11 protein-coding genes are annotated in these 11488 nt (G+C 71.3%); 7 read left to right on the top strand and 4 right to left on the bottom strand.

Going from position 1 to position 11488, the window contains the following annotated elements; all coding sequences use genetic code 11:
• Positions 1 to 112: 112 nt before the first annotated feature.
• The gene (locus tag KY572_RS21050) at positions 113 to 874 is read right to left on the bottom strand and encodes a pilus assembly FimT family protein (protein ID WP_224244694.1); all 762 of its coding nucleotides are present in this window, start codon (positions 872 to 874) and stop codon (positions 113 to 115) included.
• 339 nt (positions 875 to 1213) lie between these two features.
• On the opposite strand from KY572_RS21050, the gene KY572_RS21045 reads away from it, so the two are divergent.
• From KY572_RS21045 to KY572_RS21035, 3 genes are all read left to right on the top strand, one after another.
• Entirely contained in the window at positions 1214 to 1894 is a 681-nt protein-coding gene (locus KY572_RS21045) for an MXAN_6652 family MXYO-CTERM-anchored protein (RefSeq protein WP_224244693.1), read from the top strand.
• 227 nt (positions 1895 to 2121) lie between these two features.
• A complete protein-coding gene (locus KY572_RS21040) occupies positions 2122 to 2901 on the top strand; it encodes an endonuclease/exonuclease/phosphatase family protein (RefSeq protein WP_224244692.1) in 780 nt (259 codons plus the stop codon).
• A gap of 49 nt (positions 2902 to 2950) precedes the next feature.
• Positions 2951 to 3619: a YdcF family protein gene (locus KY572_RS21035; RefSeq protein WP_224244691.1), complete on the top strand. Its 669-nt coding sequence runs from the start codon at positions 2951 to 2953 to the stop codon at positions 3617 to 3619.
• Here KY572_RS21035 and KY572_RS21030 read toward each other — a convergent pair.
• Positions 3603 to 5093: a trypsin-like peptidase domain-containing protein gene (locus KY572_RS21030; RefSeq protein WP_224244690.1), complete on the bottom strand. Its 1491-nt coding sequence runs from the start codon at positions 5091 to 5093 to the stop codon at positions 3603 to 3605. The genes KY572_RS21035 and KY572_RS21030 overlap by 17 nt on opposite strands.
• 111 nt (positions 5094 to 5204) lie before the next feature.
• Entirely contained in the window at positions 5205 to 5711 is a 507-nt protein-coding gene (locus tag KY572_RS21025) for a MarR family winged helix-turn-helix transcriptional regulator (protein WP_224244689.1), read from the bottom strand.
• A gap of 100 nt (positions 5712 to 5811) precedes the next feature.
• On the opposite strand from KY572_RS21025, the gene modA reads away from it, so the two are divergent.
• From modA to modC, 3 genes are read left to right on the top strand one after another with little or no spacing between them, the layout of a single operon-like run.
• Entirely contained in the window at positions 5812 to 6567 is a 756-nt protein-coding gene (gene modA, locus KY572_RS21020) for a molybdate ABC transporter substrate-binding protein (RefSeq protein WP_224244688.1), read from the top strand.
• On the top strand, positions 6564 to 7241 hold the full coding sequence (gene modB / locus KY572_RS21015; protein ID WP_224244687.1) for a molybdate ABC transporter permease subunit: 678 nt from the start codon (positions 6564 to 6566) through the stop codon (positions 7239 to 7241). Before modA ends, modB begins: the two co-directional genes overlap by 4 nt.
• On the top strand, positions 7238 to 8299 hold the full coding sequence (modC, locus tag KY572_RS21010; RefSeq protein ID WP_224244686.1) for a molybdenum ABC transporter ATP-binding protein: 1062 nt from the start codon (positions 7238 to 7240) through the stop codon (positions 8297 to 8299). Before modB ends, modC begins: the two co-directional genes overlap by 4 nt.
• Here modC and KY572_RS21005 read toward each other — a convergent pair.
• Positions 8291 to 10123 (bottom strand): leucine-rich repeat domain-containing protein, encoded by a 1833-nt coding sequence (locus KY572_RS21005; RefSeq protein ID WP_224244685.1) that lies wholly within the window; start codon positions 10121 to 10123, stop codon positions 8291 to 8293. The genes modC and KY572_RS21005 overlap by 9 nt on opposite strands.
• 281 nt (positions 10124 to 10404) lie before the next feature.
• Here KY572_RS21005 and KY572_RS21000 point away from each other — a divergent pair, with 281 nt between their 5' ends.
• Entirely contained in the window at positions 10405 to 11484 is a 1080-nt protein-coding gene (locus KY572_RS21000; RefSeq protein WP_224244684.1) for a type III polyketide synthase, read from the top strand.
• The last annotated feature ends 4 nt before the right edge of the window (positions 11485 to 11488 follow it).

Raw genomic sequence — 11488 nt, 5'->3', positions numbered from 1 at the left:
ATCTGCATGACGCCCAGGATGCCGACGGAGAAGACGACCAGGGCGGCCATGGCCTCGATGAGGCTGGTGCCGCGAGGAGAAAGGCGAGAGGAGCTCATGTGCAGGCAACCTCCTAGAAGACGACAGCAGCGCCCGCGGGCGCGGAGACGCTGAGCAGCTTGGGCGTGAAGCCCTTCTCATCGTCGGTGTTGGGGGCGAAGGCGATCACGGCGCCCGAGACGGCGTCGCCGGTCATCACCTGCATGGTGCCGTCCGCGTTGAAGCGCAGCACGCCGTAGGGGCGGCCCGAGGGGCTCACACAGAAGTTGCAGCCGGCCGCCAGGTTCTGCGTGGGCTTGTTCAGCTCGGAGGGAGTGACCGTCGGCGTGCTCATCGCGATGGCACTGAAGGGCGCCGGCAGCGGCTTGGTGATGCGGGTGGAGTCCAGGTCCAGGAAGGCCAATCCGCCCGAGTCCATGCCCGAGCCGGCCCCCAGCACCAGCTGGTCGTGGATGGGAGCGTTGCGCGTCTCCACGCTGTTGTCCGGCAGGATGCGCGTGAAGGCCAGCACCACGTCCGGCTCCTGGGTCAGGTCCAGCGTGTTCCAGTTGGGGATCACGGGAGGAGCATCCGGGCGCTCCATCAACAGGATGCGCACCCGGTTGTCGGGCGTCTGGTGGATGAAGATGTAGTGGGGCGAGCCGCGGCTGATGGCACGCAGCTGGGCGCTGTTGATCATCGCCGTCACGTCGAACACGGCGTTGTTCATCCGCGCCTTGCCCATGCCGTAGACCATGAAGGTCACGGCCAGAGCGGCCAGGATGATGAGGATGACGACCGCGGTCATCACCTCGATCAGCGTGAAGCCTCGGCGGAGTCGGGAGCGGGCAGGCAAGGGGGGGACCTCCTGAGGAGCCCAGTCTGCTGCAAAGTCCGGCCCTGGACAGGGGCCTGTGTAAGCACTCGGAAGTACGGGCTCGAGGTGACGGCGAGCCCGCGGCTGGCACGGTCCTGCGAGTCGCAAACTTTGCACTCCGCAAACTTTGCGAGGTGTGCTGCAGGCATGTATGACATGTGCGACACGCCTCGGTAGGAGCAACCCAGGTGCCGGGAGGAGCCCTCCGCGCCGCGGTCCTCATGAGACGGAACGCGAGGAAGGTGCTTCGTGCGCGCCGTGGGAACTCCGCGCTAAGAAGCGTTCTCCCTCATCTCTGTCGTTCCTCCTGGAGGTCGAATGCGGCCGCAGCACTTCTCTCTTGGCGTCGCTGGTGTCCTGGCGGCGAGCTTCCTGTCTCTCTCCGCCTACGCCAACAACTTGGGCGTCATCGGTCGCTCCGGCAAGCAGGGCACGACCTGCATGGCGGCGGGTTGCCACAACACCAACCCCAACCCGGCCACTCCGACGGTGACCATCAATGGCCCCGCGACGCTGGCCGCGGGCGCCACGGGCAACTACACGCTCATCATCCAGGGCGGCGCGGGCGTGAAGGGCGGCATGAACGTGGCGGTGAGTGACAACGGGGGGACGCTCAACAAGGTGGGGACGGACGTGAAGGTCGTCTCCGGCGAGCTGACCCACACGGCGGGCAAGCCGTTCGCCAATGGCGAGGTCCGCTTCGACTTCACGCTGGTGGCGCCCAGCACCGCCCGCACCGTCACGCTCTACGCCAGCGGCAACTCGACCAACGATGACAAGAGCTTCACCATGGATCGCTCGGACTCCAAGACGCTGGAGGTGACGATCACCGGCGGCACGACGAGCCCGGACGCCGGCGTTCCGGACGGCGGCACCAACAACCCGGACGACGGCGAGGGTGCCAAGGAAGAGGATAGCGGCTGCGCCGCCGCGGGTGGCGCGCCCATGGTGGTGCTGCTCGCGCTGGTGGCCGCGCGCCTGCGCCGTCGCAACGAGTAGCGTGTTGCGCGGGGGCTCGGCGGCTCGCCTTGCTCCCTGCAGGTTCTACAGGGCCGTCCGCCTGCTCCGCGGGCGGGCCCGAGGCGGGGGGACGACAGGGCTCGGGGCTCCGGCCTAGCATCCCGGCCCTTCGAACCATGCGTCTCCTCCGCCTCTTTCCTGCCCTCGCCCTGACTGCTGCTTTCGCGTGTGCCTCGTCGTCCTCGGGCCTGCGCTCACCTGCTGCCATGACGCGGGTGGAGACGCCCGCGCCCCGCGAGCCCGGCGAGCTGCGGGTGATGACCTTCAACATCGAGTCCGGCGTCCGGGGCCTGGACGGCGTGGCCGACGTCATCCGCGACGCGCGGCCCGACATCGTCGCGCTCCAGGAGGTGGACCTCGGGAGCAGCCGCGCCGGAGGGCTGAACCAGACGGCCGTGCTCGCCGAGCGGACCGGGCTGCCGTACCACGCGCACTTCCGCACCACGGACCTCCATGGTGGCGCCTATGGCATCGCGCTGCTGTCGCGCTTCCCGCTGGAGGCGCTGGCCCAATACCCACTGCCCGTGCCGCGCGGCGCGGAGCCTCGGACGGTAGCCCATGCGGTGATGCAGGTGGCCGGGCGCGAGGTGAGCGTCTACCTCACCCACCTCATCCGGCGGCCCTTCAATGGAGCGGCCCGCGTGCGCCAGAGCGCCCTCATCGCCGCGATGCTCGAGAAGGATCCGCGGCCCAAGCTCCTCATGGGAGACCTCAACGACGATCCGGACTCGCGCCCGGTGCGCCTGCTGCGGCGGGGCCTCACGGACGTCGTCGCCGCCAGCGGCCAGGGCACGGAGGGCACGTACCCGCTGCCGCTCCCGTTCTCGCCGGTGCTGCGTATCGACTATGTGCTCGCCTGCGACGCCTTCGTGCCCCTGCGGAGCGCGGTGCTGCGCGTGGGCGCGTCGGACCACTACCCCGTCATCGCGGACGTCCTGCTGAAGCCAGCGCCCGAGCCGCAGCTGATGACGGGCGCGGCGCCTTGAGCGCGCGGGGTTCTCGCCGCCGGGCAGGGGTTGACCTACCCTGAAGGCAATGTGGCTGCCCGCGCTCAGGAACCGGTCCATCGCCCTCCGGCGGCTCTTCGTCGCCCTGGTGGGACTGCTGACGTGTGGAGTGTTCGGGCTGGCGTGGCGCGTGGATCGCTTCGGTCAGCGCGAGCGGGCCGTGCCGGCCGATGCGGTGGTGGTGCTGGGCGCGCGCGTGCTGCCCGGGGGCGTGCCCTCGGGGGCGCTGTACTCGCGGGTGGAGAAGGCGGTGGAGCTCTACCGAGAGGGCATCGCGCCCCGGCTCGTCTTCTCCGGTGGCGTCGGCGACCACCCTCCGTCCGAGGCCCAGGTCATGCGCTCGCTGGCGGTGGAGCTCGGCGTCCCGGCCGAGGCCTGCATCCTCGAGGAGCAGAGCCACTCCACCGAGCAGAACACGCGCTTCAGCGCCGGGCTCTTGCGCTCCCTGGGCGCCCGGCGCGTGGTGGTGGTGTCCGACCCGTACCACCTGCTCCGAGCGCGCCAGTACTTCCGGCTCCAGGGCTTCGAGGTGGCCACCAGCCCCGCGCTGCTCACGGAGCGCAACCTCCACGCCCTGGATCGCTTCTACTGGACCGTCCGCGAGGCCTTCGCCCTGCTGCTGCACCCACGCGTGCTGCTGGCCCGCGCGCCCGAGGGACTCGCGAGCGCGGCGGACCCGGCTACTCGGGGATCGTGAGCGCGCGCAGCGCCCGTGTCTCGCCCAGCTGGACGCGCAGGAGCACCGCGCTCCCAGGCCGGGCATCCCGTAGGATGCGCACCAGCTCCGCGGCGCCGCGCACGGGCCTGCCCCCGGCCTCCACCACCACCATGCCCTGCACGAGCCCCGCGCGCTCGGCCACCGAGCCCGGCAGGACACGGGTGATGAGCGCTCCGGCGGGCACCCCACGTGCTCCGAGCTGGGGGCCGACGTCGCCCAGGGCCAGACCCAGCCGCTGGTGAGGCTCCTCCTGTGGCTGCCGGCGCTCTCGCGCGGAGACACCCTCGAGGTCCGGTCGCGTCCCGAGCGTCGCCTCGCGCTCCAGCTTCTGGCCGTCACGGTAGAGCGTGAGCGTCACCTGCGTTTCGGGACGCATCAGCCCGATGGTGCGCGTGAGCGAGCCCGCCGAGGTGATGGGCGTGTCATCCAGCGCCACGATGACGTCATCCGGCCGCAGGCCCGCCTCCGCGGACGGCGTGCCTTCCTCGACATGCACCACGATGGCCCCTTCGCGCACCGGCACTCCGAGCGCCTCGCCGAGCTGGGCCGTCAGGTCCTGCACTCCCAGGCCGAGCCAGCCGCGCGTGACGGCGCCCTCCTTCTCGAGCTGGGGCAGCAGCGCCTTGACCAGGTTGCTGGGCACCGCGAACCCGATGCCCGAGCCCTGTCCCACGATGGCCGTGTTGATGCCGATCACCTCGCCGCTCATGTTGAACAGCGGCCCGCCGGAGTTGCCCGGGTTGATGGCCGCGTCCGTCTGCAGGAAGTCGTCATACGGGCCGGCCTGGATGTCGCGCGCCTTGGCCGAGAGGATGCCCAGGCTGACGCTGGAGGACAGGCCGAACGGGTTGCCGATGGCCAGCACCCAGTCCCCCACGCGCATCGCGTCCGAGTCTCCCAGCCGCACCACCGGCAGCTCCTTCACGTCCCGGCCCTGGAGCTGGAGCACCGCCACGTCCGTGAGCGGATCCGTGCCCAGCACCTTCGCCTCGAACTGGCGGCCGTCCATGAGCTTCACGTCGATGCCGACGGCGCCCTCCACCACGTGGTTGTTGGTGAGCACGATGCCCGAGGGGTCAATGATGAAGCCCGAGCCGAGCCCCTGGCGCAGCGGCTCCTGGCCTCTCGGCCCCGGCTCCATCCAGGGCCAGGGGAGGCCTCCAAAGGGATCTTCCAGCTGGGGGCGACTGGCCCGAGGCTCGGCCCCGCGCGCGCGCACCTCCACGTTGACCACCGCGGAGCGCACCGAGTCCGCCAGCGGAGCGAGCGAGGCGAGCGCCTGGGTCGGTGAGGGAGGCAGCACCGGCTCGGGCGCCCTGGCGGCCTCCTGAGAGAGGGGAGTGGCTGACGGTTCTCCCGTCGGACCCGAGGCGGGCGGCGCCCTGTCACAGCCTGCCAGCGCCAGCACTACTCCCAGAAGCACTCCTACCCTTGCGGACGTCTGAGCCTTCATCTCACTACCCCAACGGACAGAACCGGTCCTCCTTCCGATAAGGCAGCAGCCACGCGGCGCAAGGTGGCCTTGAGTAGGAGGGTGGGAGTCGGAGCAGGCGTGGGTGAGGGCTCAGGCCGACTTCTCGCGCACGGCCGGCAGCGCGTCTGGCCCCTCGGGGGCGTCCAGCCGGCGGACGAGCTTCTCCACGATGCGGAAGAGCGCCTTGCGGTCGGTGCCATCCAGCATGCCCAGCATCTGGACCATCGCCTCGTTCAGGTAGCGCTCGAGCTTCTGGTAGGTCTTCTGTCCCAGCTCGGTGAGGCGGCAGCGCACCACGCGGCGATCCATGGTGATGCGCTCGCGCTGGACCTGGCCCTCGCGCTCGAGCCGGTCGACGACACCCGTCACCGTCTTCTCCGTCACCCCGAGCCGCCGTGCCAGCTCGCCCATGGTGAGCATGCCGTCCTTGCCCAGCCACAGGAGCGCGTGGACCTGGGGTGGGGTGAGCTGGAGCTCCTCGCAGGTGCTGGCAATGGGGTCACGGAGCGAGCGGCGCCGCCCCAGCGCGTACAGCAGCTGCTGGAGCCGCGTGGCGTCGCCAGCGAGATCTTCCTCTTTGGGGACATTCCGTGACACGGAATTTTCTTTATCGGGGGTCCCGAGGCGGGTCAATGGAATCTCCGAAGGGGGCCTGGAGGCTTGACGCGGTGCCTTGCTCTGGAAGAGGAACGGCCCCATGCGCACGGTTCTGCTTGCCTTTCTGCTTGCTTGCTCGATGCCCGCTCTCGCCGCGGAGCGGATCCTGGTGTTCGCCGCCGCGAGCACCACGGACGCGCTCCAGGAGGTGGGACGCGCCTTCACGAAGGAGCAGGGGACCGTGGTGGAGTTCGCCTTCGGTGCGTCCAGTGACCTGGCGCGGCAGGCCGTCGCGGGGGCTCCCGCGGACGTCTTCCTCTCCGCCGACACCGCGAAGCTGGACCAGGTGGAGAAGGCGGGGCTCGTCCAGGCGGGCACGCGCGTGGAGCTGCTCTCCAACCGGTTGGTGGTGGTGGTGGCGGCGGACTCGAAGCGGAAGGTGACCTCCGCGGCGGAGCTCCGAGAGGTGAAGCGCCTGGCGCTCGCGGATCCGGCGGCGGTGCCCGCGGGCCTCTATGCGAAGAGCTGGCTGGAGAAGGCGGGAGTCTGGAAGGAGCTGGAGCCTCGCGTGGTGCCCGCGCTGGATGTGCGCGCGGCGCTGTCGGCCGTGGAGGCCGGGCGGGTGGAGGCGGGGGTGGTGTACGCCACGGACGCGGCGCAGTCGAAGCGCGTGCGGGTGGCGCTCACCGTTCCGGAGGCGGACGGGCCGCGCATCGTCTACCCCGTGGCGGCGCTGGCTCGGGGCAAGGCCTCCGCGGCGGGGCGCGCCTTCGTGAGCTTCCTGCAGGGAGCCAGCGCGCGGAGCATCTTCGAGCGGCACGGCTTCGTCTTCGTTCCCGGGAAGGCCCGCCCGTGAGCGAGGGCGAGCTGCCTCTCGTCCTCTTCTCGCTGGCGGTGGCGGCGGTGGCCACGGTCGTCATCCTTCCCTTCGGGGTGGCCGCGGCCTATGGCCTGGCTCGGTGGCAGGGAGCGGGCAAGGGCTTGATCGAGACGCTGCTCTCCCTGCCGCTGGTGCTGCCGCCCACGGCGGTGGGCCTGGTCCTGCTGGAGCTGCTCGCTCGGAGCAGTCCGGTGGGGCAGGCGCTGGATGGGCTCGGCATCGAGGTGGTCTTCACGCCCAAGGCGGTGGTGCTGGCGAGCGCCGTCATGGCCTTCCCGCTGCTGGTGCGCTCGGCGCGCTCGGGCTTCGAGGAGGTGGATCCTCGGCTGGTGGCGGTGGCGCGGACGCTGGGGGACTCGCGCACCCGGGCCTTCTTCCGCGTGACCCTGCCCCTGGCGTGGCGCGGGGTGCTCACGGGGACGCTGCTCGCCTTCTCTCGCGCCCTGGGCGAGTTCGGCGCCACGGTGCTGGTGGCCGGCAACATCCCGGGGCGGACCCAGACGCTGGCGCTCGCCATCTTCCACCGCACCCAGCTCGGGCAGGACGCCGAGGCGCTCCGCCTGGCGGGCATCGCCACCCTGGTGGCCTTCGCCGCCATCTACGCCACGGAGCTCCTGACCCGCCGCCGCGAGGCTCGGGTGCGCGCATGATCGAGGTCTCCCTGAAGCTACCGCTGGCGCGCTTCCCGCTCGAGGTGGAGGCGCGCTTCTCCTCGGCGTCGGTGGCGGTGATGGGCCGCTCGGGCTCGGGGAAGACGTCCCTGCTGGAGTCGCTGGCGGGGCTGCGTCGCGGGGCGCGGGGACGGCTGGTGGTGCGCGAGCGCGTGCTGCTGGACTCGGCGTCGGGTGTGGACGTGCCGCCCGAGGCTCGGCGCATGGGGTACGTGCCCCAGGACTCGCTCCTCTTTCCGCACCTCACCGCGCGGGAGAACGTCCGCTTTGGCGTGCGCCCGGGGCGCCCCTCTCGCGTGGACGAGGCCGTGGCCCTGCTGGAGCTGGAGCCCCTGCTGCACCGCTACCCGGCCACGCTCTCCGGAGGCGAGCGTCAGCGCGTGGCGCTCGCGAGGGCGCTGGCGACGGATCCGGCGCTGCTGCTGCTGGATGAGCCACTGGCCGCGCTGGATGTGGCCCTCAAGGAGCGCGTGCTGCCCTACCTGCTCCGCATCCGGGATGAGGCTCGCGTGCCGATGCTCTACGTCACGCACCAGCTCGGCGAGGCTCGGGTGCTGGCGCAGGAGGCGCTGCTCCTGGAGGAGGGGCGCGTGCGCGCGGTGGGGCCGGCGGACACGGTGCTGGGAGGCGCGACGCGCGGGGCGCTGGGGCTGGAAGGGGAGGAGAACATCCTGGAGGGCGTCCTGGAGCGCCCGGCGGACGGCGGGCTGCGGCTCCGCGTGACGGAGGGGCTCGGGCTCTGGGTGCCCGATGGTTCGGAGCTCGTGGCCGGAGCACGTGCGGCGTATGCGGTGCTCGCCGAGGACATCCTGCTGTCCGTGGGGCCGCTCGCTGGCATCTCCGCGCGCAACGTGTGGGAGGGGACGGTGCGGCGGATGGAGGAGGCGGGCGTGGGAGACCGGGTGCTCTTCGTGGAGGTTGCGGGAGCTCCCATGGCGGTGCGGGTGACGGACTCCGCGGTGCGCGAGCTGGGCGTGACGACGGGCGCTCGCGTCTTCCTCGCGGTGAAGACCTCCGCGTGTCGCCGGCTACGGTGAGCCTTCCGGAGCGCCCCAGAGCCAGGTGATGGGGCGCTGTCTCGCCCATCGCCGCAGCGCCTCGGCGGGGATGGACGTCTGTCGCAGGTCCACCTGTCGCAGCCGCTTCAGGCGCTCCAGCGCGGGCAGGCCGGCCTCGGTGACGCGCGTCCGGGCCAGCACGAGCACCGTCACGCCTTCCGGAAGCGCCGCGAGTCCCGCGTCGCCGATGTCCGTCCCCGAGAGGTTGAGCACGGACAGCGAGGGCGAGGCCGCGAGCGAGGCGAGCCCCGCGTCCGTGATGCGGGTCTGGTGGAGATCCAGCGTGGACAGGCGTGGGAGCCGGGCGAGCAACGGCAGGCCCGCGTCGGAGATGAGCGTGGCGCCGAGGTGGAGCAGCTCCAGGTTCTCCCCGAGCCTCGGCAGCCCCGTATCCGTCAGGAGCGTGCGCACCACCTTGAGCGAGCGCAGGCGCGGCCAGTGGCTCAGCAGGCGCGTCCCCTCATCGGTGAAGCCGGTGCTGCTCAGGTTGAGCTCTTCCAGCGCGCTGGCCGACTGGAGGTGGGCGAGTCCCTCCGGGCTGATCGGGTTCTCGCTGAGGTCCAGTCGGACGAGCCCCGTGAGCCCGGCCAGGGACGAGAGCGAGTCATCGGTGAGCAGCAGCCCCGCGAGGCTCAGGCCCACGACTGACGTGAGCGGAGCAAGCGCGGGCATTCCCGCCGCCGTCACGCGCGTGTGCGACAGGTCCAGCTCCCTGAGGTGCTTGAACCCCGCCAGCAGCGTGAGGCCCTTGTTCGTCACACGGGTGCTCTTCAGGCTGAGCACCTCGAGCCGCTCCAGGGACACGAGGTGCCGCAGGCCCGTATCCCCCACGTTCGTGTCGTCCAGGACGAGGCCTCGCAGGGTGCGTGTCTTCGCGAGACGTGCCAGCCCCGCATCCGTGATGCGCGTGTTGCCCAGGTGGAGCGCTTCCAGCGAGGGCAGCCCCTCCACATGCGCCAGCGCTGCGTCCGTCACCGCCGTCCGTGCCAGCCCCAGCGCCGTGAGGGCTCGCATTCGCCGCAGCGGCTCCAGCCCCGAGTCCGTGACGTTCGTGCCACTGAGCACGAGCTTGCGCATGGACGCACCCGGAAGCAGCGCGACCACGGAGTCCTCCGCGCCGGTCTGCCCGAGGTCCAGGACCTCCAGCGCGTGACAGTGCTTCAGGAACTGGAGGCCCGGGCTTCCCACCCGGGTCTCGGCCACCTCGAACCTTCGCAGGTTCACGAGCCCCGAGAGCTGAAGCAGCCCCTGAGTCGTGACGGCCGTCTCCGACAGGAGCAGCGCCTCGAGCCGAGGCAGCCGAGCGATGTCCGGCATCCCCGCGTCCGTGACGTGCGTCCCATCCAGGTGCAGCGTGTCGAGCCCGGGGAGATAGGCAAGCGCCACGAGGTGGGCGTCAGTCGTCGGTGTCCCCGAGAGGTACAGCGCGGTGAGCGCGGTCTTCTCCACCAGGAGCGACAGCAGCGCGGGTGTCGGGAGCTCCACGCCGCGCAGCGAGAGCCGGCGGACACCGTGCGTCCGCAGCAGCTCGGCGAGGGCTCGGGCCTCCCCGTCCGACCGCACAGGCACGGACGGCTCCACGAACCAGGGGCCCTCGGGCAGCGAGGTGACGCCCGTCGGGAGGGGCAGCGTGCCCCACGGCTCCGCTGAGCCGTCCGGCAGCTCCCGGTACACCCGGACCTCGACGCGTGGGAGGACCGGGCCGGGCAGGGGCGGTGGCTCCGGTGTCGGGGCTGGTCTCGGAGCGGAGACACAGGCCGCGAGGAGCAGCGCGGAGAGCACCCCTGCACGCTGAAGGCTCATGGGGCGCTCTCTGCCAGGACGACCTTGCTCGCTACCGCTGCCGAGCCGCCGCATCCTAGGGAGCCGAGTCATGTCGATCATTCAGACCGGGAGAGGGAGTGGCCGCACTCTACCCGCGGAAGGTCGGGGTGTCGGATTTGTGAAACTGCGTGACGGCGGCTCACGGGGAGCGGTGGGTGTGTCATTCTCAGGACAGGGCGCCACGAGATGCGTCCCGGGAGGCTCAAAGCCTCGATTCCACTGCCGTCCTTGATTAAGGGACAATCTTCCGCGGGAGCTTCATGCACAGCGCAGCCACTCCGGGACCGTCTCCTCTCCTTCGCGCCGTGGGACGCGCGCTCCCTGCGCACTACGCGACGCAGGAGCAGCTCATCAGCGCCTTCCGCGAGCTGTGGGCACGCAAGCACTTCAACCTGGAGCGGCTCGAGGATCTGCACCGCGCGGTGAGCGTCTCCGGGCGCTTCCTGGCGCTGCCCATCGAGGCCTACCCCCCGCTCGTCTCCTTCCAGCAGCGCAACGACGCGTGGATCCGCTCCGCGGTGGAGCTGGGCGAGAAGGTGGTGCGCGAGGCGCTCGAGAAGGCGGGCCTCACGCCGAAGGACGTGGACCACGTCTTCTTCGTGACGGTGACGGGGCTGGCGGTGCCGAGCATCGAGGCGCGCCTGGCCAACCGGCTGGGGTTCCGCGAGGACGTCAAGCGCTCGCCCCTCTTCGGCCTGGGGTGCGTGGCGGGGGCGGCGGGCGTGGCGCGGGCGGTGGACTATCTCCGGGCGTATCCCCGGCACACGGCGCTCGTGCTCTCGGTGGAGCTGTGCTCGCTGACGCTGCAGCGCGAGGACCTGTCCATCCCCAACATCATCGCCTCGGGCCTCTTCGGGGACGGCGCCGCGTGCGCGGTGCTGCAGGGCGCCGAGGCGAGCGCGCCCGGGCCTCGCGTGGTGGGCTCGCGGGCCGTGTTCTACCCGGACACCGAGCGCATCATGGGCTGGGACGTCGTGGACACGGGCTTCAAGGTGGTGCTGTCCGCCAAGGTGCCCCAGCTGGTGCGGGACCATGTCCGCGGCAACGTGGACGCGTTCCTCGCCGAGCACGGGCTGACGCGCGGGGACATCCGCCACTGGGTGGCGCACACGGGGGGGCCCAAGGTGCTGCAGGCCTTCGAGGAGAGCCTGGAGCTGCCACGGCAGGCGCTGGCGCGCTCGTGGGCGTCGCTGAACGAGGTGGGCAACCTCTCCTCGGCCTCCGTGCTCTTCGTGATGGGCGAGACGCTGGAGTCGGGCGAGCCCCGGCCGGGAGACTGGGGCGTGATGATGGCGATGGGGCCTGGCTTCTGCGCGGAGCTGGTGCTGCTTCGCTGGTGAGCAT

This window comes from Hyalangium gracile, from assembly GCF_020103725.1.
Taxonomy (GTDB): Bacteria; Myxococcota; Myxococcia; order Myxococcales; family Myxococcaceae; genus Hyalangium; species Hyalangium gracile.
The sequence above is the reverse complement of the archived record's forward strand: the minus strand, read 5'-3'. Positions and strand labels throughout refer to the sequence as shown.